We start from the raw sequence: 18,851 nt of genomic DNA, 5'->3' as shown, positions 1-18,851 counted from the left end.
CCATCGATGACATTTGAGTCATGTCCGCGTACGATGACATCGTGCCCGAAGAATTCCAGGTCACCGATGCGCAACGTCTCGGCGCGATTGTCCGGGAGTTGCGGCAAGCACGGGGGTTGACCCAGGCGGAACTTGCCGCGCGGGCTCATGTCTCGCGCGGATATCTCATTCGACTCGAAAAAGGGCACCCAACTGCCGAGTTGGGGACGATCCTGCAAGTGCTGACCGCACTCGGCGCTCGGCTCGGCGTGACTGCGGTCACCGAGTCCGACGAGGAGCGCCTACTGCGTGAGGCGTTCGAGAGGATCGTGGATGGCTGACGAGTTGGTGGTGTTTCTGGCGGGGCGGCTCGCCGGTTACGTCGATCGCTCGCCGGGTGGGCGGTACCGACTCACCTATGCCCCCGAGTACCGCAGGCACGGCCAGGTGCCGCTGAGCCCTGTCCTGCGGATCGGTGACGGACCGTTTCGTTCCGAGCATGTGGAGGCGTTCCTCGACGGCTTGTTGCCGGAGAAGGTCGACGTACGCACGGCTTGGGCGGCCGAGTTCGGCACTACCGATGAGGTGATCTCCCTTCTGGGTGGCATGGGTCTGGATTGCGTCGGCGCTGTGCAGTTCGTTCGCCCCGGCGACGAGCGAAATATCTTGGACCGCAACGCGGAGTACCCGGATCGGACCGATCGAATGATCGGGGCGCGGTTGCGGGCTCTCCGGGAGACCGGTGCCTCGTGGACGTTGCCGGGCGAGCACTGGAGTCTGCCGGGCGCGCAGGACAAATTCACACTGACCGCGCGACGCGGCCGGTGGAGCGAACCATTCGGGTCGGGATCCTCGACGCACATCGTCAAGCCGGGCATCCATCGGCTGCACCATCAGGCAGTGCTGGAATACGCGACCATGCGGGTGGCTCGCAGGCTCGGTTTGCGAGTGGCGAACGTCGAGTTGTGCGATTTCGCAGGGGAATCCGCGATCGTCGTCGAGCGCTTCGACCGGATCAGCGTGCAGGAACAGATCTTTCGGCTGCATCAGGTCGATTTCTGCCAGGCGATGGGCCGTACGCCCCCGACGGGCGGGCTCGGATGGCGCCGCTGTACGACCTGTCCACCGCGATGGCCTACGAACCGCGACGCGGTGGCTACGACCTGTCCGGAGCGGCCATGTCGATCGGAGGCAGGCGGAAGTTCGGGCAGGTCATCGAGAAGAACTGGATTCGTCACGCCCACGAGATGGGAATGGATCCCGGTGAGCGACTTGATCGTGCCGCGAAGATGGCCGCCGCGATCACCGACCTGTTCCGGGACGAGTTGGCCGACCTCGGCAAGCCAGGGCGTGAACTCGCCGATCACCTGCTGCCTCGGCTGTCGAGACATGCCGCGGAGATTGTCCGGCGGACGAAACCGGCTGCCACGGTGATGAATACGCCGATCGGGCAGGGACGGGATGCGCTGGGTAGGTTCAGCGGCGGAAAACAGAGCCGTCGATACCGTGCGCTACGGGTTGGTCGATAGGGTGAGCCGCATTTCGAATTCCAGGCGCGGATCTTCGGGGGAGATGGTTCCGGTGACGCCGGTGCGGCGGAAACCGTGGCGGTGATAGAGGCGTTCTGCGGTGGCGTTGCCTGCGGAGACCTCCAGGTGGATGTCGGGATAGTTCTTGGCGGTGGCCCAGTCGATGACGGAGCGGACGAGCAGGTCGGCGACGCCGGTGCCGCGCGCTTCGGGAGTCACCCACATCGAGATCAGATGTGCGGCATTGTCTTCCGCGATGGCGCCGACGGTGCCGAGATCGTGATCGTCCGCGGTGGCGAGGAACTGGGTGCGCAGGGCGAGCAGGTCGCGCCAGTTCTGGTCGGTGCGGGTCTGTGCCCAGGACAGGGTGGAGCCGAAGGCGTAGGGGGCTTCGGCCAGGGCCAGCAGGCGGATGCGGCGCAAGCGCTGCCAGTCGTCGGGGCCGAGTTGGTGGATGCGGATCGACTCGATATCCATGGCGTTCATCATTGCCCACCGCGACCGGCTCCGACACAGCAGGCGGCACAGTGAAACATCCTGGTAGGCGGCATGGCCCGTTGCCTTGACCTGCACTATGGTTCAGCTTCTACGGTTGACTCCATGATTGATGCGCTGATCGTGGTCGATATGCAGAACCTGTTCGTCGACGTGGTCGGCGCCGAGGGTCCACGGGTCATCGCCGCCGTGAACCGGCAGGTGGCGCTGGCGGTCGAGAGTGGTCGCCCGGTGTTCTACACCCGCGACTTCGCGCCGATCGATCTTCCGGATGGTGATCCGGAGAACCGGACCGGACTGCATCCCGATCTGGATGTTCGAGGCACTGTCGTGGAGAAGGGGCCGGGAAAACGCGGCGGCTTCTCCGGCTTCGTCCTCGGCCCGGTGCTGGAACCCCAGCAGGCATACGGAGGCGGCAGTCTGGGACCGTTGGTCGGGCTGGTCCGCGCCAGCGGGGCCGGTTCGGTGACCGTCGTCGGTATCGCCACCGACGTATGCGTCGCCGCGACAGCGCGCGATGCGGTGCGCCTCGGCTACAAGGTGACGGTCCCGGTCGAAGCCACGGCCTTCGGACACGCCCATCCCGAGGGGGACCGAGCCGCGTTGGCCGAGTTGCGGGATGCCGGAATCCTCGTCGTCGAGTAGGCGCGGCCGGTTGCGGAACCCGACGCTTCGACAAACAGTGACGACAGGCGGGCACCACCTGCGATTCGGAGCTACCGTGAAGAGCAGAGTCCGGAGGCGGTCATGGGCGATGACTTCGACGAGCACACCCCGCGCGATCGCACGTGGGCGGGTTCGACCGATCACGCCGACCGATGCCGCATCCGCACCGATATCTGAACTCACACACCATCATCCGTACACCGGGGGAATCCGATGTCTGATCTCGACCACGCAATTCGCGCACTGCGGGAGGGCCGCCCCTTGGACCGCGGCCAGCTCGAGCTGATCCGAAATGCCGAGCGGCTGCGCGAGCAGCAGCGCGAACGGGAACGCGCCGAACAGGCCAGAGCCCTCGCACGGGCTCAGGAGGCCGCCGCGAGGGCGAAGGCCGCCCGCGATGCCGCGGTGCGCGCCGAACGAGCCAGGGCCGCACGGGAATCGTATGAGCAAGAGGTGCGCTCGATACTTCCGATCGAAGTCGCGGCCGTCCTGCTGCTCGGACAACCGGAACCGCTGGATCTGACCCTCGATGCGCCCGCCCCCGAACTGTCCGCCGAAACCACCCGCGCCGGAAGGGAAGCGCGCGCCCGAGCGCTCGAGCCGCGCGGAATGGAGCGCGAGCGATAGATTCGGCGCTTGCGGCTCTAAGGTCTAGGTCCGGATGCTGCTCGCCCAGTGCGGGTTTCGTCCGGATGCCGCTACGACCCGGAGGAACGGGTCGGTGCCGTCGGTCCACGCGACCGCTTGGGCGAACATGTCGTAGGCGCGGTACCGCTGGGCACCCGAATCGATGATCTGCTGCAGGGTCGCCGCCGACGCGGCGGACATTCTGAACTTCTGGCCGGTCGCGACGGCCACATCCCACCCGTGCAGTGCCAGCTCGGGAAGCAGCATCGTAGCGACAACGGGGGCGGGCGTCGACGTCCCGCTGAGGTCGATCTCCCCCTCCCACACGCCGGGATCGGTCCAGGCGTGCACTGCTCGATCCAACTGTGCCGCATACGCTTCGGCCCATTCCGGGTCGGTCGTGAAGTCACGATCGCGCAATTCCTCGGGAATCGATCGGCGCAACGCTCGACACTCCAGCCCGTAGGACGAGTGAAGCACCCAATGGTTGACCAGCGCACGTAGATCGAATTCAGTACACGGAGTCGGCATGGACAACTGGTCCGCACCCACTCCCCTGGCTACCCGAGCGGCTTCGGCGGCACACTCCTTCATCGCGGAAAAGATCTCATTCACGGCTGGAAGGCTAGGGGGCTACCGACGACCAAGTATTGGAAAAATACGACACTGCGGTGCCCTACCCCGCCGACGCGACGAATTTCGGACTCGGGTCTGCCTGCCGAATCAACCCGGATGGACAACTCGGCGATCATCGCCCGCCAGACGCACCGAGATCGCGCCGGCGAGCAGTGCCAGCGCCACTGTCCAGAGCAGGCGACCGCCGAGGACGAATGGTTGAAACGGCAAGGGCAGCAGCGGGAGTAATGCCAGCGCCAAAGCGGCGACGGTTCCGGATGTCAGCCAGAATCGGCGCGGCCTACGGCGAACGGTGGGCGGTGCGCCGTGCCATTCTCGGAGCAGTCCGCGACGGCCGATGAGGTAGAACACTCCGACCGCGAGCAGTGCGCCACCGAAAGTCGAGGCTTGTTGGAGCAGATACCACCACGGCTTGCCGAGCGGACTCTGTTGTGTCAGAACGGGAAAGCTCGCCACTCCCCAGCCGTGCCCGCCCGCGGGATCGTGGGTGAATCCATCCCAGAAGATGTGGGTGAGCGCGCCGAGCAGAATCGAATATCCGGTGATGTACCAGCGATGTCGCACCGAGCCGAGCACACCATAGGCGGGCAGGTCGAATTCGCCCAGGCGCGGCAGGTGGGCGGCGATCGTCCCGGCGGACCGACGGATGACCACTGTCGCCACTATCCCGATCGGCAGGCACCACCACAGCAACGCCGAGAGCGAGTGCGGCTCGGGCATCGAAATCAATCCGGCCAGTGGATATGCCGCGTCCGGCACCGCCGATCCGACAACCAATGCGACACCATCGAGGTGGCGCGGCCAACGAATCTTCAGCGGCAGCACCGCTAGCGCATGCGAGGGAAAGGTGAGTGGCACGGTCAAGTGTATCCGCGAGCGACCGTCGACCCGGCGGGGTGCGAATTCCCAGCCGGGTCGACGGTAGGCATTCGACTACGCGTTCGAATTCCGCCGCCGGAACGCCGAAGTCATTCCACCCGTTCGAATTTCCAGAGTTGGTGGGGCATGAATTGCGGAGGCATCGAGCGCGTCGAGATGATGGGCGAGATCATGATGGCCGGAGATTCGCCTTGGTCGGTCGGAAGCGTCCAACCCAGTTGCGGTTGATCGGCGAGCGCGATTGTGAAGGCATTCTGGACTTCCCGATGGGTAATCACCCATTCCCGCTCTTGTTCGGGATGGATACTGGCGATGACCTTGTTCTCCGCGACGCCGGTGTGCGGATAGCGGCCGACCGAGAGCCGATACCGATCCTGCCCCACCTTCACCACCTTCCATTCGGATATCGGGGCTCGGGCGCGGACCGGTTGGACCGCAGGCAGGATCGGAAAGACACCGATTGGCGGATTTCCCTCCGCCAGACTGGAAATCCGGAAAACATTGCCATCGGCGATCTCGGATTGATCGGCGACCGCGATCGGAGCGGCAACGCCCATCATGCCTGCGACCGCGAGCCCGACGGCAACGATGCCGAGCATTCGCGATATCCCGCGGGTGATGCGAATTCCCTTCTTCGACACGCGATGGCACTCGCCGCCACCGACAATCGGATCGGGGACCCCGACCGCGAACCACCTGCCCTCGGCACGGTGTGCACGCATAGCACTACCCCTTCCATAGCTGGTGAATGTTCGACCGACCCGCCGAGTGATCAACCACCCCGAAACGGACCGCGACTCAGGCTAGCAGCGAAACAGGCCGAATCCCCGAAATGGAGTGGCAGGCGGTGTCGCGTCGATTTCACTCGCCACAGATGGGTTCTCGTGCGCTACCCGAAGGAGAATAGGGATCTAATCCGAAAGGCCCGGTTCGGTTTCCAGAATTGCCGCGTTCCGGGTGTTTTGGGCGGCGATTTCCTGAAGCGTGGCCAGATGGGAGTCCAGCCGGATGCGGCCGGATCCGGTCAGGGACAGCCATGTTCTGGGGCGGCGCCCGATATAGCCTTTGCGGATTTTTAGGTGGCCCTCCGATTCCAGAGCGGTGGCCAGTTTGCTCAGGGTCGGTTCGGAGATTTCGCAGTTCTCGCGGACCGCGCGGAACTCGGCCTCGACGCAACCCGAGAGGAACGCGACCACGGCCAGCCTTGTCGGGTGCAGGAAGGCGGGTTCCAATCCTTGGTGCGCCTTGGTCATTGGTGCAGCCGGGCCAGGCGGAACCATTCGGTCAGGCCGAGGGTCAGACCCATGCTGACGAGCATCCACCCCGCTCCCGCCGTCAGGCCGACGACCAGGGTGATAGCGGCCGCCGCCAGGCTCGGCGCGCTATCGGCCCAACGCTCGCGGTTCGATCGCGCGGCAGGCCGGCGGAGGACGCCGCCTCGGCGGGTCATCACCACGATGACGACGGCCATGGCCACCCAGGCGACGAGGCCGACCGCGAGGAGCACCACATGCGATGCCGGGGAGACGTTCACCAGCGCCGAAGCCCCGCAGACCACCGCACCGGCGGCCCATAGCACGCCGACCAGCGGCGGATACCACTTCGGCGCCCGGTTGCGAGCGGCGGCCCGCTGCGCGTCGGTGGCGATGCGGATTGCTTGTTCTGCGTCCATATCTGGTCATTCCTGCCGAGCGCGGCGAGCTGATCCCGCCGCGAGGTTGTACCCAATCGTGGCATCTACTTTCCTTATTGGCAAGTAGATGCCCGTGGGCAGGCTCAGATCGGCGCGACTCTCTGAATATCGGTCGACTGCACCTATCTCGAAATAGATGGAACCGACCGGCCGCCCCGTACGTCCTATATCGCGACAGCATTGACGGCGAGAGGGGTCTCGCCACGAACGATTGGGGTCGTGGTGCGCAGCAAAGTTGGCTGGATGCTATTGGGGATCTTCGGGCTATTCGTAGTGCAGGGATTGTTCGGGGCGCGTCCGGGCGCACGGGGAATCACGGTGTCGGCCATGACTTTCGGCGAAAGCAACGAGGCGACCGTCACCGTGGCCCCGGCCTCGCCCGGATTGGTCGGGGTCCTGCATCAGGCCGCTGCCATCGCCACCGGGCACGGACACGACATGGTGGGGGCCGAACACCTACTGGCGGCGATGCTTCCGGAACAGGGCGAAGTAATTCAAGGCGAACTCCGCTAGCGGATGGGCACGGCGAACCCGTGCCCATTTCCATTGCGAAGGTTCATGAACCGCCGCCGCAACTGCTTCCGCCGCCGCCACAGCTGCTGCCACCACCACAGCTACTGCTGCTGCCACCGCCGCAACTGCTGCTGCTTCCGCCACCGCAGCCACTGCCTCCCCCGCATCCGCTGTGCGAATGCCCGTGATGGCCACCCGAGGAGGATCCGGAATCGGAGGTCCCGGAATCGTAGAAACCGCTCGCACCACCGGAATCCGGCGACGACGAACCGTAAGACCCGACAACCCAAGGGCTCACACCCGAAGCGGCCCTTCGACGCTCTACCACTCCCCGGAAACTCCGAACAATCCACACCGGAATCGCGAAGATGAGCAGTACGCATCCGATACCGAGAAGCAAGGCCAAGATCCCTCCCATGCGACAACCGTAGCCCGATAGAGTGAACCGTGTCGCTTTTCAGGAGGGGTCGCCGAATCGACCGGGAGACAGTCGCGGCGGCGGTAGCGGCATTGGAACTTCCTGAGGCAGTGTTCAAAACCTGCCCGTGGCAGCCGAGGGAGTTGGTCGAGACGGGCCTGCGGCAATGGCTGCGCTGCTGCGGCGCCGCCCTGCGCGACGACCAGATCATCGGAATGCCTTCGCACGCGGTGGATGAGGCGTGGCACGGCTTGATCCTGTGCACGCAACGCTATGCCCGCTTCTGCACCGACGCGTATGGGCGCTTCCTGCACCATCATCCGGAGGGCGCGGGTCCGCCGAATCCGGCACACGGCACCATGGCCCAACAATTGGGCCGCACGGTGGTCGCCTGGTCGATGATGCGCGAACCCGGCGAGGAATGCGTCCTGTGGGACCTGGACCGCGGGGTCGGCGTCGAAAACCCGTGGGGCATCGACGCCACCCGCGTCGAAGCCATCGAGGCCGAACTACTCCGAACCGCATAACCTACGTGCCCGCGAAGAGTTGCCGCGTGCGATGGTCGTCAACCGAAGAAGGGCTATCGGCGTGCCCGATGCCGGAATGGATGGTCAATCTCGCGCCGATCGCGAGGGGGGTCGGCGCGCGCGCAGACTCTGGATCGCATAGACGATCGCGCTGACGGCGAGCAAGGCCGCGGATAGCAGGAGCCAGCGCTGGAGAAACGGTTGCTGGGTGCCTCCGGTGGCCGCGTGATAGGTCACCGCACCCTGCCGGATGATGCCGGGGAAGAACAGTAGAAACGACAGCCCGATGCCGAGCAGGGGCACCCGGACATAGTTCAATGGCGACACCCGGAGTCGAGTTCGGGCCGACGCCGCGGCCAGGATGCGATCAACGAGCGCGTATGCGGGAAAAAGTATGAGGTCGTGCGCGATAATGGCCGCCACGAACCATACCGCGATCGCCTGCCACCACACCTGATGGTTCCACAGGGCATCGAATCCGAGCACCCATACGGTGTACCCCGCGAGCGCGAATGCCATCAGCAGTACGAGTAAATGCAGTGGGTGTGCTCCGTACGCACGTTTCCAGCGGCGGATCAGCCTGGTCGTGCTCATCTCAAACCTTCCGGAATTCAATGCTGGAGACCCATTTCGTATTGTGCACCCCCGGCATGGCGGGGACGATGATTCGCGCCGGGTATCCGTGGTCGAGCGAGAGATCCGCGCCGTTCACCCGCAATGCCAGCAGTGCGTCGGAGTCGAGCACCTGATTCGCTTGCAGGAGCGCGCGATTGAATGCTCCGTCCCTTTCCAGCGAGGTAACCACCGCGGAAAGGGGTTGCTCGACACCGGCATGTCGGGCCAGATCGGAAAGCCGCACCCCGGTCCAGGTCTGCACGGTGGACCACCCCTCGACGCAGGCGATGGGCAGCCGGGCGACATGTTGGGGCATGGCCAGCAACTCCCCTCGGCCGAGGCGTACCGCAGCAGGCCCGCCCAATAAACTCAGCGTCCAGGAATCATCGACATCGGCGGTGGCGATTCGGGCCGCGGCGGCGGTGCGGTTGATCTGAAAGTCGTTGGCGTCGTGGCCTTCTCCACCGCCGCGCGGCAGCAGCAGTGCGGCCCGGCGGGTGAACCCGCCGAGGGTCTGGCCCGCGCTGAGCACGACGACGAACAGGACGCCACCGCCGACGAGTGCCAGGGCGCCGCGCCGGCTCATGGTCGGCTCGGCGGGATCGGTGGCGACCAAACCGTCCGCATCCGCCGGTTCTGGCTCGGTATCGGCACGGGAGGTGCGCAGCACCGCCCACAGTGATCGTGACCGCAATGCGGTGATCATGCGCGGCAATTTGATGGCCACATGGGCCACGAATCCGGCGATGAACACCCACGCTCCGAAGTAATGAGCGGTGTAGAAGGAGAATCCGAAGATGTAGTCGTACTGGATATTGAGTATTCCAGTGGCGATCTCGAACAACACGCCACCCACCAGCAGCACCAACGACACCCGTTCGATCGCCTCGGCGACCGACCGCACCGGAGGCCGCGCGAACAGTCGCGGGATCACCGACCACAGCTTCGCCGCCACCACCGGTACCAGCGCGAGCCCCATCCCGACATGCAAGCCCTGGGTGAGCCGGTACAGCCACGAGGGGCGAGTCGGCCAATCGAAGGTGGGCAGTCCGAGGCCCCTGACGGGTGACGGGATCGCTTGCCCCAGCTGCGGACCGTAGGCGATATACGACAGTAAGCCGGTGAGGACAACAATCGAAAGACCCACCAGCAGCACCGAACCGAACACCGAGGTCAGCCACGGACCCCGCAGCGGGCTGCGCCACCGAGGGCGCGGCAATGATCGAATGCGCTCATTCATGGTCATTCCGTCTCTCGCCCCGCGAAGCCGCGGATATTTTGCGTTCGTGTCGGAACTCGGTGACACCGCGTTTCAGCGGTGCGATGAGTTGAAGATACCTCGCGACCTCCGGTGTTCTGGTCGACACGAGCGCTGAAACCCCGTTTCGGGATCCATATTTCCCGGCCCGAACGGGGCGAATGACGAAATAATGACAGTTCCGACAGATGTAGGCCATGACGGTTTCGACGCGGCGGCTCGCCGATCGACGCTGCTGCCGTGGGCGGGCGGTCACGGCCAACCCCACCCGCGTCGAAGCGGAGCTGCTCCTAACCGCGTGAACTACGTCAACTTCACCCGCGCCGCGAAGAACCGGACCAACCCCGGCGCAACCCGATTCACCACATACTGCACCCGCGCCTCCGGCGTCACCGGCACGATCCCGCTCTACCGCGCGCACAATCTGCTCGGCCACCTTTTCCGGGCCGTACCCACGCCTGCGGTAGAGCCCGTCATAACGCTGCTGCTTGCGACGTTCGTCCTCGACACCGAGACCCGAGAAACGGGTATTGGCAACAATATTGGTGTGAACTATTCCGGGGTAGACGGTTGAGAATGCACCAATTGCACGTTTCTGGTGGCGAGGCGATCGGCGTACAGCGCGCCCCGTTCATCGGAAAATCGAACTGATTGTGCACCAAGCGATTCCAGTGACGTACGTCACCGAGTCGTCTGGAACCTGCTGCGCCACAAGGGCGTCAAAGAACAGTGAAGGAATCGGACTGTCAGATGGGAAATCCATGAACACTGCAATGACCGCCCGCCGGTTCGTCGCGTCGATCGCCCTGTCCGCAGCCTGCGCCGCAGGGGCGTCAACGATGGGGGTAGGGCTCGCGGCGGCGGAGGCACCGCCTGCTGCAGCTCAGACGATCGGCGCTACGCAGCCGGGATGGCAGTTCGAATTCACCGCCACCTACAAGGCAACGGTGTCCTGCTACTTCGAGAACTTGGACAGGACAGACGCCACGGGTCCGTTCACGTTCACCGGCACCGGTAAGACGAAGGATGGTGCAGTGAATGATGCGAAGAACAACGCTCAGAAGGCTGTACCAGCAGGAAAGAAGTTGAAGCATTGCCGCACAGTGAGCGTAGGCAAGTAAATTGGTAGAGGAGTATGGATTACATGGACAACGATGATCGCCGCATCTGGCAGATCGCAGTAGGGCTCGGGTTACCTGACCTCACTGGGCCTGGATCTCTTGCTAGCGAGGAGATCCACCCGATCGCGCTGATCCTTGAAGGGAGTGCGCATCGGATCCGCGGCGTGAACAGGATTCCGTGCTATTCCGAATTCGGCCAGGTCAGTGAGATCGACAACTTGGCTGAACGACTTCAGGGTGACGCCTATGATCCGGTCAATGTGCCGGTCGAATGCACCCTCACCGTATATGTTGCCGACGACGAACTGGACGAACTACTGCCGGTGATCATGGAAGACCTCGGCATCGATAAGGACGGCTACTCAGCTGCGGCTGGCCGAACGGTCACCCTCGGTCTGCGCGACATCTCGTCGAGATCTGAGCCGAACGGTGTCTACCAGGGCCTCATCGACCAGTATGAAAGTCAAAGCGGAGCGGACTGAGACACGCTGTTCAGCGGGTTGCCACATAAGGCCGTGTTGTGCGCGGTTACAGAGCGCACAACACGGTGGATGGCCGCCGTCACTGGTGATCGAGTCGAAACAGTGTCCTTCCCGCGGGATCGGCTGAATATGTTGGTCCCACGGTCGAATACTAGGTGAGCTTCACCCGAGCTGCGAAGAACCGCACCATTGCGGGCGCGAACCTGTTGAACTGCAACTGCATTCGCGCTTCCGGCGTGATCGGCACGATGTCCCGGTCGCGTTCGACGGCCCGTACGATCTGCTCGGCGACCTTGTCGGGGGTGTAGCGCCGCATCCGGTACAGATTGTCGTAGCGCTCCTGCTTCTGCTTCTCCTCCGCCGCGCTCACACCCGAGAATGTGGTCGTGGCAACGATGTTCGTGTGGACAACACCAGGGCAGAAGGCGCGAAGTGCACCAATTTGTTATGTTTCCAGAGCCACGGCGCAGGTGCGCCGCGAACGGCTAGTCCGTAGCGCGACAACCGGATTGACGATGCAAGGCACCCCTGATCGTGCTCCAGTGGACCCCCATCGATATGCCGAACAGGTGGCCTCTGATTCGAGATGTGCCATGTTGAGCGTCGAGTCTTGGACTGAGCGAGTTGCAACCACGGAGCAAGGCACGGCGCACCGGCAAGCCGAGATCGATTACCGCAGCGTCCCGGCCGTCCGACCGCAAGTCACCCTAGTGCGGAGGAAGATCCCGGTGCCCATTCATGAGCGCGGAAAGCAATTCACGCAGATGACCAGGGACGTCATCGAATTCGATTCGTTCCAGCGGCAAAACCTCGGCGCCTGGGTCGGGGTGCTCCAGCAGTTCGCCGTTCTGCCACCCGGTAAACGCGCCGAGTGTGAACTTCAGCTCGCCGCCACTCAGGCGGCGGGCAGCGTGGAGCCATTGGCCGTGTGTGTTCTGAATCCACAGATCACTACGGCCATCTCGATAGACCCCCGGCTGCGATGGGAGGCCCATCAGTCCTGGATTCCGGCATAGTTCGCGAGAGCGCGCAATCCGCTCGAGGCGCGTCGCTGCTGTTCGGCGGTCGTTTTTATGACCGTCTTGACTGCTCGGGAATGCCTGAAGTACTCGGGCGCGCACAATCGCGCCTCTTGCAGAGCATCAACGGCCTTGTCTGGTTTGCCAGCGACGAGCGCGGCTCGCGCGAGGTCAAGCCAGAAATGCGCCTGTCGCTCGCGGGGGAAGCTCGTAGGCAACTGGACCGTTTCGGCGATCTGATCCGCTACGCCGATGCGACCAAGATCGACGGCTGACCCGATCTCCCATAGCTTCAGGTTTGTCGGACCAACAACGGTTCCCAATACCTCACGATCGCCGACGCGCGCCGCTAGCGCGGTGGCCTCGGCATAGTGGGTGTCGGTCGTATCCGCGTCCCAGCCTGTTGCGGCTAGGCCCGCTCGTCGCATGTGAAGCGCGCACAGCACTGCCGCCCCGGTCAGGTCATTGGCCAACGGCTCGACATCGGCGATAGTGCGGTCGGTGAGCTGAATGGCCTGTGCGCTCGCGCCAATTCGAGCCAGCGCCGCAGACTTCACGTAGCGCGTCGTCGCCAGCAGGAGAGGATCATCCGATTGCGACGCGGCCCAGACCATTCGATCGGTGGCCAGCATGGATAGGTCGTGATGTCCCAGTTTGTGGCTGAGGGTATTCGCAGCGCGGTAGGCGTAGGTCAGCAGCGAATATGCCTCGGCACCGTCGCGCTGCGTCGCCGTGAGGAGCTGGTCCGTGAGGTCCGGCAGGAGTTTGGTCATCTTGTCGTAGGCTGCCGCGTGCCGCCATTCCATCATCCGAAGAACCAACGGGCGCAACCGATCCAACGGCTCGGGTTCAAGGTCGGGCAGCAGGTCGGTAGCGGCCAGCACTCGCCGGACAGTCGGAATGATGCCGTCGAGATTCGGATACTCAGAGTCTTCCCCGTACAGCAATGAAGCCTCGACACCGAGCGCGGTCGCGACGTAGCCGACCCACACCTGGGAGGCCGCAGCGTGCCCACTCTCGACCTTGGCCAACGTTTGTTTCCCAACGCCCGCGGCCCGCGCGAGCTGAAGCTGCGTCATCCCACGCAGCTTGCGATACTTCGCGATTCGCCGACCGACCGAGTCCTCTTCCTGCATGGATCTCACGCTACGCCGCACCAAGTTTCCAGGGAAACACTGAAGGAAACTTTTAGGAAACTTCACGACATGTGACCTGCGTAACGTTCCCAAGTGCCCCGGTGCCGGGCCGGCCATCCCCCCGACTCCGGGTGCACACCATTCGTTGCGGACTTCGAGGTACGACATGACCTCTACGGCTTGCGATCCAACTGCCCAACTACGGCGATACGCCGACCGCGCGCGTCGGTCCGAACACCACAGCCGCCAGCGGCTCCGCGCGCACGAGACCAACTTCAGCGATCCGATTGAGGTTTATCGATGAAGCTTCGTAATGCGGTGCTTTCGCGCATCCACTACTACCGGGATGTGTGTGGACTCCCCGCAGTCCTGCACGCCGCCACAGGCCGAATCGCGATACGCATCTCACCCCAGCTCGGGGCGATCAGTCTGCCCGGTGTGCTCGGCGGGCAGGTCGCGGCGCGGCTGGACTATTGGCATGGGGTGCTCGTGCCGGTAGTAATGCATCCCGCGACCGGACGCCGGATCTTCCTCGTACGAAACGACATTGACGACCGTGCCGGGGTGCAGGAATGGCTGCACCCCGTCAACGGGGACGTGCTCGATACCGATGTCGAGGTGGCATTGCCGAGCCCGGTGCTCGGTGTCGAGCGGTGGACGTGGGTGGATTGGCCGCAGGACGCCTACCTGCCGTCCGGGGCGGATGTGCTGGCGGCGATAGGCGACTGCGCGGGCCTGGCGGTGGCCCGTGCCTGATGAGCTGAAACTAGCAGTGCCGGACCGTATTCCGGGGACACACATCCACCCCGCGCTCGATGCCGGGGCAAAGCATCAGCCGCCATCAGAGTGGGTCGATTACCTGCGGGCGGCGAGTCCCACGGAGGAACCGCTCGCGGCGGTCGCGCAGGAGGCGCAGGCATGAATGACCTTGTGTGGGGCGAGGGATTCGACCCGACCGCAGTCGGCATGTACTTGTCCCTGGCGCAGCCGGTCTTAGACGGATTGCGCCAACTGATCACCGAGCATGCGGAACTGGAGGCGAAGCGGTGACCCGTCCGAGCGCTTTGGGGTATCTGCGCCGCGACATTGCCGGTATCCACCAGACAGCGATAGAGCCCCGGATGCGCAGTGCAGCAGGAAATTTCGGGTACAGCCTCATCAAAACTCTGGCGCTTTCCGACCCGGACACAGCGGAGAACGTCCTGATTGCTTTGGTGTCCACTCTCGGCGTGCCCGCCGTGCTTGTACCCAGCGTCGAGCATTTCGAGGGAGGTCGGCCGCCTGAGCCGCTGCTGAGCTTGGTGGACGTGCTGGTGATGGAGCCGAAAACGAAGTTCGACCGGATCAAATTCAAACAGGCGGCATCGTGACCTGGGGCCTCTTCGCGGCGGCGATTTACCCGGCCACGGCTTTCGTGTGGCAGCTATGGCAGTACCGACGACAAGCACACGGAGATGATCCCGGCACCGGTGAAGGCTGGGACGAGCTGTGACCTGGATAGACGCAGTCGCGGCGGTGACCGGCGTGGTTGTGATCACCGCGTGGGAGCGGATATCGCCTGTGCGGTGGCGGGGACCGCACGGGGACCCCGCGACACACGATGACCTGAATGACCGCGTAACACGTTGTGACACAACATATTCAAGGAGGACACCGCATGCGTGACCCGAGTCCTCAGCAGCCCCACCGGCCGCGGCTTCCCGCTGTGGTGGAGATCGTGGCCGCAACGCACGGAGACATCCTGCAGGAGCATCCGGCCCGCGCGATTCTGGACGAATCGAGGCCGAACGCAAACGGCGCACTCAGGGCGGTGACGACCACGCGGGGTGCCGATTCCCGCCGCGTGGCGGGGTTCGTTCTCGGGTGGGCGGTCGGCGTTCTGGTCGGCTGGGCGGCCGGATGGGTATGGGAAACGGCGGTGTGCCGGTGATCGCCGGGCGGGGTTCGGGTGTCGTGGTCCCGACGGGGCAGGTGATCGTGAGCGCGTGGGACAAGCGGCTGGCTCCCGAGACAGCGGGCGTACCAGCGTTGTTGGCGGCGGCCATCGACATCGCGAAGTGCCAGTGGAGTATGCGGGTATGGGTCCTGCAACGCGCGGTGAAGCATCCGGACGCCACGGCACCCGAACTCTTGGCCAGAGAGGGCGATTTCCCGGTGCATCACGCGCTGGAGTTGGCGGTGCGGCGGGTCGAGATAGAAGACCAGTTCGCCCGTCACCTTCCCGGCGACTCTGCCGCGCCGCCGCTGGAGTTCTCGCCCGGCGAGGCGATAGAGAACATGGCGCGCGCTTGGACCGCGATAGAGGCCGACCGCCAGATCGCCCGCTACGAGCGCGAGCACGGCCGGGTACCACCGGACCACGGTGCGGCACCGAACAAACGGGAACTCGAACACTGGACCAGCGCCTACGAGGCCATGGTTGCCGACCTGACCGCCGGGCGACGCCACTACCGCCTACCTGACCACCCCACCCCGGCGGAATCGACCGAGGATCGGACCGGATACGCGAGTCTGATGGACGATACTGACCTGTCCGACACCCCGACACGAACACGGAGGCACCGGGTGAGCGACGAGCAGCTTGGCTTCGATATCGACGTTGAACAGACCGCTTGGGGCAAGTGGGTCGATCCGGACCGGCGGGCCGCGCAAGTGCGGAAGTTCCTGGACTACGCCCAGATTCCGCGTATCCCCACGAAACCGTGGCCCGAAGACTCACCGGAGCTGAAGCAGCTCGACACCGTTGTCGAGCGCCTGTTTCCGGACTTGGCTACCGCAATGGCCCCGGAGAACGCCGATATGGCGGATGCTTTCATCTGTTTTCTCGGTGAGTGCTTCATTAAGTTCGCGGGCGCACGCTGGGAGCCCTATGAATGGTTCGGCCGCGACAAGTCGTTCTATGACGACGTGAATCCGATGCTCGAGTATGGTTTCGATACCGATGGCGATACTGCTTTTGGGTTGATGAAAGTAATGATTGATCATTATGATCCCGCCGACGGTGGCATGTTCGCCGGTATGGCCGAGATGATGCGCGAGTTCGCGGAAGAATACGCGGCGTCCAACAGCGACACATAGACATACAGTTCTTTCTTGCATATGACAGTAACCGGGGGTGGGTTCCGTCATGCCCGACGAATACGATCAAATCCGTGAACCATACGACAACCCGGCTCGAGGAAGGATATTCGAGAACGGTATCGAGCAACTGTTTCATGATCGACAGAACGGTTATGTGCCGAAGCCCGATTCGTACTCTACATCGATCGGCCCTCGGCACTACGACAAGGCGAGGGCCGACGAGCACGGCAGAATCCACGCCGCCGAAGACAAATCAGGAAAGACCGGCAGCAGGAACGATCTACGAGAGTTGGAGAAGGACCGCGAACTGCTCCGGAAAGGTGTCATCGAAACGCTCCGCGTCCGGACCGTAGCAGGTGAGAAGATGTCATCGGCCTACCGGGAACTTCTGACGGAGATGCAGCAGGAACTCGGCAGCCGGGTAATCCACCAGGAACTCACAAGGGAACAAGCCTGTTTAGCATTCGATATGGGGCTCGCCTACGAGAAAGATGCCCGGCAACTCGAGCTTAGGACACGGCTGGAATTGGACCGCGCCGAGCGGGCGCGATTGCGGCTGGAGAATATTCGAGAAATAGTGAAGGCACGGGAACGCGCCGAAGCTCTCGAAAGGGCCGAACGTGCCCAACAAGCCGGAGAGCAAGAACAAGCCCGGCAACGCGATATAGAGAAAGCGCGGGAACGGGCCGCCCTGTTCCGCGACATGGAACGGTTCCGGGAAGGTGTCGAGCGCGGACAGGTGGAAGCCCGCGAAAGGGCCGAGCGGGACCGAGAGGCAAGAGAACAAGACCAAGCCCGGCAGCGTGAGGAAACCGCCAGAATACGGGACCAGCTCAGTAAGGATATCCAGGCTCAAACCAAGCAGATAGCGCGGGATCGCGAATCCGGTCGAGAAATCGACCCCGACAGGCTCTACGAAATTCACAAAGACCTCGTGCAGGGCTTGAATGTGGTTCGAGAGCGGGAACGGGAAGACACCCGAGAAATGCTTGAGACGCTGCATGTGAGCAGGGATCAGGCACGCAGCATGGAACTCGCGTTCGAGTTGTCCCGCGAGGAAAAACGCGAAGACGTGGTGAAGGGCCTGAATGAAATAGCGCTCACCGTGCAGCGGGAAGACCAGCGACGCGAAGCGGTGGAGAAGGATCGGCGCGAGCGGGAGGCGCAACAGCGCGAGCGGGAGGCGCGCGAAGCGTACGGCCAGGCGTTACGACAGCGCGGAATACCGCCCGAGATAGCCGCGCTCGTGCAGCACCAAGAAGCGCTCGACCACGCGATGGAGCGCGGCCGTGAGCTTGGAGTCGAGCCGCCGCAGGTGCAGGGCCGCAGCCGGGGCGACCCCAGCGGCAGAGGCATCGAACGCACACGGGACTGATGCCAGACCGAGAAGCCTCGACAGCACCGGACCGGGTCACGCCCGCACCGAGCGCGATTCACTACCCGATTCCACCACGCGCGCTTGGCCGGTTCATTTGAATTGATCGCTACCCGATTCGGATCGTCGAGGGTATCGTCTGGCGCGAGCCATTTTGTTAGCAGGTAACGTAAAGGTCGGCTCGTAACGAGGACCGGGCCGACCACCGTAGTGGCCGACCCGGGACCGGGTTCAGCGCTGAATGATCATGTAGATCAGCAGCAACAGCAGCGCTGGACATGGGCAGCGCAAGGGAATCTCAGCGGTGAGTGCTATCACCGCTGAGACTCTTGCCCGTGCGTCACCCCGGCACCCATCATCTGGCACCAGCGTTCCTCCTTTCAGGACGGGTCGCCAAGCACACTGCTCGGCGACCCGTCCCGCAGGAGGGGAAGCAGAGAGAACCGTAGCCGAAATAGGCTCCGCAGTAGGCGAAATCACCGCAACGTCGATCGCTCGATGCGTCTGGACGCAGCATTTGTCGCGGTTGTAGCCTCGTCGCAATCACACGAGGGGAACTTATGAGGACTGCCGCACTACTCGCCGCTGCGCTCACCGGACCACTACTCGCGGGTTGTGGTGCAGCCGACAAGCCCGCCGCTGCGCCCAGTTCGTCACCTGCCGGCACGACAACGACGTCGACCGCGGCCACTGTGTCGGCCAAGTCCCCGCGCGGCAACCTGGTGAAGCCGATTGGGTCCGAGGCGGGGATCGGGAAACCCGGTGTCGTGCCGGTGATCTCGTGGACGGTGACCAACGTCCA

The 18,851-nt window shown here is 63.9% G+C and carries 24 protein-coding genes and 3 pseudogenes; 16 read left to right on the top strand and 11 right to left on the bottom strand.

Features of this window, described 5'->3' with window-relative positions:
- Positions 1 to 20: 20 nt before the first annotated feature.
- The 3 genes and pseudogenes from D5S18_RS29555 to D5S18_RS35950 all read left to right on the top strand — a co-directional run bounded on the left by D5S18_RS29555 (position 21) and on the right by D5S18_RS35950 (position 1,508).
- Positions 21 to 320 carry a helix-turn-helix domain-containing protein gene (locus D5S18_RS29555; RefSeq protein ID WP_120044377.1) on the top strand — a complete coding sequence of 100 codons (300 nt, stop codon included), beginning with the start codon at positions 21 to 23 and terminating at the stop codon, positions 318 to 320.
- Positions 313 to 1,050, top strand: a pseudogene (locus tag D5S18_RS36475) (HipA domain-containing protein); the annotation flags it as partial. The gene D5S18_RS29555 and the pseudogene D5S18_RS36475, both read left to right, overlap by 8 nt.
- Before the next feature lie 29 nt (positions 1,051 to 1,079).
- Positions 1,080 to 1,508, top strand: a complete 429-nt coding sequence (locus D5S18_RS35950) for a HipA domain-containing protein (protein ID WP_239004075.1) — start codon at positions 1,080 to 1,082, stop codon at positions 1,506 to 1,508.
- Here D5S18_RS35950 and D5S18_RS29545 read toward each other — a convergent pair.
- On the bottom strand, positions 1,491 to 1,985 hold the full coding sequence (locus D5S18_RS29545) for a GNAT family N-acetyltransferase (RefSeq protein WP_158608024.1): 495 nt from the start codon (positions 1,983 to 1,985) through the stop codon (positions 1,491 to 1,493). The genes D5S18_RS35950 and D5S18_RS29545 overlap by 18 nt on opposite strands.
- A 123-nt stretch (positions 1,986 to 2,108) precedes the next feature.
- On the opposite strand from D5S18_RS29545, the gene D5S18_RS29540 reads away from it, so the two are divergent.
- Entirely contained in the window at positions 2,109 to 2,648 is a 540-nt protein-coding gene (locus D5S18_RS29540) for a cysteine hydrolase family protein (RefSeq protein ID WP_120044374.1), read from the top strand.
- A 234-nt stretch (positions 2,649 to 2,882) separates the two neighbouring features.
- Positions 2,883 to 3,296, top strand: coding sequence for a hypothetical protein (locus D5S18_RS29535; protein ID WP_147404280.1), 414 nt, complete (start codon positions 2,883 to 2,885; stop codon positions 3,294 to 3,296).
- A gap of 24 nt (positions 3,297 to 3,320) precedes the next feature.
- Here the strand turns inward: D5S18_RS29535 and D5S18_RS29530 are convergent, their stop codons facing one another.
- From D5S18_RS29530 to D5S18_RS29510, 5 genes are all read right to left on the bottom strand, one after another.
- Positions 3,321 to 3,911 (bottom strand): TIGR03086 family metal-binding protein, encoded by a 591-nt coding sequence (locus D5S18_RS29530; RefSeq protein WP_203236967.1) that lies wholly within the window; start codon positions 3,909 to 3,911, stop codon positions 3,321 to 3,323.
- Between the two features lie 108 nt (positions 3,912 to 4,019).
- Positions 4,020 to 4,790 (bottom strand): DUF4184 family protein, encoded by a 771-nt coding sequence (locus D5S18_RS29525; RefSeq protein ID WP_239004088.1) that lies wholly within the window; start codon positions 4,788 to 4,790, stop codon positions 4,020 to 4,022.
- A 110-nt stretch (positions 4,791 to 4,900) separates the two neighbouring features.
- Entirely contained in the window at positions 4,901 to 5,533 is a 633-nt protein-coding gene (locus D5S18_RS29520) for an I66 family serine proteinase inhibitor (protein ID WP_120044371.1), read from the bottom strand.
- 189 nt (positions 5,534 to 5,722) lie between these two features.
- Positions 5,723 to 6,043: a transcriptional regulator gene (locus D5S18_RS29515; RefSeq protein WP_203236966.1), complete on the bottom strand. Its 321-nt coding sequence runs from the start codon at positions 6,041 to 6,043 to the stop codon at positions 5,723 to 5,725.
- 17 nt (positions 6,044 to 6,060) lie between these two features.
- Entirely contained in the window at positions 6,061 to 6,483 is a 423-nt protein-coding gene (locus D5S18_RS29510; protein WP_120044369.1) for a hypothetical protein, read from the bottom strand.
- Positions 6,484 to 6,831: 348 nt separating this feature from the next.
- Between D5S18_RS29510 and D5S18_RS29505 the strand changes: the two genes are divergently transcribed.
- Positions 6,832 to 7,017 carry a Clp protease N-terminal domain-containing protein gene (locus D5S18_RS29505; protein ID WP_147404278.1) on the top strand — a complete coding sequence of 62 codons (186 nt, stop codon included), beginning with the start codon at positions 6,832 to 6,834 and terminating at the stop codon, positions 7,015 to 7,017.
- A gap of 447 nt (positions 7,018 to 7,464) precedes the next feature.
- The gene (locus tag D5S18_RS29495) at positions 7,465 to 7,962 is read left to right on the top strand and encodes a UCP032817 domain-containing protein (RefSeq protein WP_239004074.1); all 498 of its coding nucleotides are present in this window, start codon (positions 7,465 to 7,467) and stop codon (positions 7,960 to 7,962) included.
- Positions 7,963 to 8,046: 84 nt separating this feature from the next.
- Here the strand turns inward: D5S18_RS29495 and D5S18_RS29490 are convergent, their stop codons facing one another.
- The 3 genes and pseudogenes from D5S18_RS29490 to D5S18_RS36655 form a co-directional block, all read right to left on the bottom strand.
- Positions 8,047 to 8,556: a hypothetical protein gene (locus tag D5S18_RS29490; protein ID WP_239004073.1), complete on the bottom strand. Its 510-nt coding sequence runs from the start codon at positions 8,554 to 8,556 to the stop codon at positions 8,047 to 8,049.
- A gap of 1 nt (position 8,557) precedes the next feature.
- Positions 8,558 to 9,817, bottom strand: coding sequence for a molybdopterin-dependent oxidoreductase (locus D5S18_RS29485; protein WP_120044532.1), 1,260 nt, complete (start codon positions 9,815 to 9,817; stop codon positions 8,558 to 8,560).
- A 321-nt stretch (positions 9,818 to 10,138) separates the two neighbouring features.
- Positions 10,139 to 10,409 (bottom strand): annotated as a pseudogene (locus tag D5S18_RS36655) (SDR family oxidoreductase); the annotation flags it as partial.
- 187 nt (positions 10,410 to 10,596) lie between these two features.
- Here D5S18_RS36655 and D5S18_RS29475 point away from each other — a divergent pair.
- Positions 10,597 to 10,956 carry a hypothetical protein gene (locus D5S18_RS29475; protein ID WP_147404276.1) on the top strand — a complete coding sequence of 120 codons (360 nt, stop codon included), beginning with the start codon at positions 10,597 to 10,599 and terminating at the stop codon, positions 10,954 to 10,956.
- 23 nt (positions 10,957 to 10,979) lie between these two features.
- On the top strand, positions 10,980 to 11,438 hold the full coding sequence (locus tag D5S18_RS29470) for a hypothetical protein (RefSeq protein ID WP_147404274.1): 459 nt from the start codon (positions 10,980 to 10,982) through the stop codon (positions 11,436 to 11,438).
- Positions 11,439 to 11,589: 151 nt separating this feature from the next.
- Here the strand turns inward: D5S18_RS29470 and D5S18_RS29465 are convergent.
- A pseudogene (locus tag D5S18_RS29465) lies at positions 11,590 to 11,859 on the bottom strand (SDR family oxidoreductase); the annotation flags it as partial.
- A 307-nt stretch (positions 11,860 to 12,166) separates the two neighbouring features.
- On the opposite strand from D5S18_RS29465, the gene D5S18_RS29460 reads away from it, so the two are divergent.
- Positions 12,167 to 12,454 carry a hypothetical protein gene (locus D5S18_RS29460; RefSeq protein WP_147404272.1) on the top strand — a complete coding sequence of 96 codons (288 nt, stop codon included), beginning with the start codon at positions 12,167 to 12,169 and terminating at the stop codon, positions 12,452 to 12,454.
- On the opposite strand, the gene D5S18_RS29455 is transcribed toward D5S18_RS29460, so the two are convergent.
- Positions 12,433 to 13,593: a helix-turn-helix domain-containing protein gene (locus D5S18_RS29455; protein ID WP_158608021.1), complete on the bottom strand. Its 1,161-nt coding sequence runs from the start codon at positions 13,591 to 13,593 to the stop codon at positions 12,433 to 12,435. The genes D5S18_RS29460 and D5S18_RS29455 overlap by 22 nt on opposite strands.
- A 300-nt stretch (positions 13,594 to 13,893) precedes the next feature.
- Here D5S18_RS29455 and D5S18_RS29450 point away from each other — a divergent pair, with 300 nt between their 5' ends.
- The 6 genes from D5S18_RS29450 (at position 13,894) to D5S18_RS29430 (ending at position 18,049) form a co-directional block, all read left to right on the top strand.
- Positions 13,894 to 14,349, top strand: coding sequence for a hypothetical protein (locus tag D5S18_RS29450; RefSeq protein WP_147404270.1), 456 nt, complete (start codon positions 13,894 to 13,896; stop codon positions 14,347 to 14,349).
- 162 nt (positions 14,350 to 14,511) lie between these two features.
- Positions 14,512 to 14,643 carry a hypothetical protein gene (locus D5S18_RS36215; protein WP_282434906.1) on the top strand — a complete coding sequence of 44 codons (132 nt, stop codon included), beginning with the start codon at positions 14,512 to 14,514 and terminating at the stop codon, positions 14,641 to 14,643.
- The gene (locus tag D5S18_RS29445) at positions 14,640 to 14,963 is read left to right on the top strand and encodes a hypothetical protein (RefSeq protein ID WP_120044361.1); all 324 of its coding nucleotides are present in this window, start codon (positions 14,640 to 14,642) and stop codon (positions 14,961 to 14,963) included. Before D5S18_RS36215 ends, D5S18_RS29445 begins: the two co-directional genes overlap by 4 nt.
- Positions 14,964 to 15,298: 335 nt before the next feature.
- The gene (locus D5S18_RS29440; protein ID WP_120044360.1) at positions 15,299 to 15,523 is read left to right on the top strand and encodes a hypothetical protein; all 225 of its coding nucleotides are present in this window, start codon (positions 15,299 to 15,301) and stop codon (positions 15,521 to 15,523) included.
- Entirely contained in the window at positions 15,514 to 16,671 is a 1,158-nt protein-coding gene (locus D5S18_RS29435; RefSeq protein WP_147404268.1) for a hypothetical protein, read from the top strand. Before D5S18_RS29440 ends, D5S18_RS29435 begins: the two co-directional genes overlap by 10 nt.
- 49 nt (positions 16,672 to 16,720) lie before the next feature.
- On the top strand, positions 16,721 to 18,049 hold the full coding sequence (locus D5S18_RS29430; RefSeq protein ID WP_147404267.1) for a hypothetical protein: 1,329 nt from the start codon (positions 16,721 to 16,723) through the stop codon (positions 18,047 to 18,049).
- Positions 18,050 to 18,851 lie beyond the last annotated feature (802 nt).

It is taken from the genome of Nocardia panacis, from assembly GCF_003598715.1.
Lineage (GTDB): Bacteria > Actinomycetota > Actinomycetes > Mycobacteriales > Mycobacteriaceae > Nocardia > Nocardia panacis.
Note: the sequence above shows the minus strand (reverse complement) of the source record. Positions and strands in the feature narration are given on the sequence as shown.

Bases quoted from the DNA above. Each gene is read 5' to 3' on its own strand.
- D5S18_RS29485 (WP_120044532.1), bottom strand. From the start codon at position 9,817: ATGAATGAGCGCATTCGATCATTGCCGCGCCCTCGGTGGCGCAGCCCG.
- D5S18_RS29470 (WP_147404274.1), top strand. From the start codon at position 10,980: ATGGACAACGATGATCGCCGCATCTGGCAGATCGCAGTAGGGCTCGGG.
- D5S18_RS35950 (WP_239004075.1), top strand. From the start codon at position 1,080: ATGGCGCCGCTGTACGACCTGTCCACCGCGATGGCCTACGAACCGCGA.
- D5S18_RS29430 (WP_147404267.1), top strand. From the start codon at position 16,721: ATGCCCGACGAATACGATCAAATCCGTGAACCATACGACAACCCGGCT.
- D5S18_RS29535 (WP_147404280.1), top strand. From the start codon at position 2,883: ATGTCTGATCTCGACCACGCAATTCGCGCACTGCGGGAGGGCCGCCCC.
- D5S18_RS29545 (WP_158608024.1), bottom strand. From the start codon at position 1,985: ATGGATATCGAGTCGATCCGCATCCACCAACTCGGCCCCGACGACTGG.
- D5S18_RS29540 (WP_120044374.1), top strand. From the start codon at position 2,109: ATGATTGATGCGCTGATCGTGGTCGATATGCAGAACCTGTTCGTCGAC.
- D5S18_RS29555 (WP_120044377.1), top strand. From the start codon at position 21: ATGTCCGCGTACGATGACATCGTGCCCGAAGAATTCCAGGTCACCGAT.
- D5S18_RS36215 (WP_282434906.1), top strand. From the start codon at position 14,512: ATGAATGACCTTGTGTGGGGCGAGGGATTCGACCCGACCGCAGTCGGC.
- D5S18_RS29450 (WP_147404270.1), top strand. From the start codon at position 13,894: ATGAAGCTTCGTAATGCGGTGCTTTCGCGCATCCACTACTACCGGGAT.
- D5S18_RS29455 (WP_158608021.1), bottom strand. From the start codon at position 13,593: ATGCAGGAAGAGGACTCGGTCGGTCGGCGAATCGCGAAGTATCGCAAG.
- D5S18_RS29510 (WP_120044369.1), bottom strand. From the start codon at position 6,483: ATGGACGCAGAACAAGCAATCCGCATCGCCACCGACGCGCAGCGGGCC.
- D5S18_RS29505 (WP_147404278.1), top strand. From the start codon at position 6,832: ATGACTTTCGGCGAAAGCAACGAGGCGACCGTCACCGTGGCCCCGGCC.
- D5S18_RS29490 (WP_239004073.1), bottom strand. From the start codon at position 8,556: ATGAGCACGACCAGGCTGATCCGCCGCTGGAAACGTGCGTACGGAGCA.
- D5S18_RS29520 (WP_120044371.1), bottom strand. From the start codon at position 5,533: ATGCGTGCACACCGTGCCGAGGGCAGGTGGTTCGCGGTCGGGGTCCCC.
- D5S18_RS29475 (WP_147404276.1), top strand. From the start codon at position 10,597: ATGAACACTGCAATGACCGCCCGCCGGTTCGTCGCGTCGATCGCCCTG.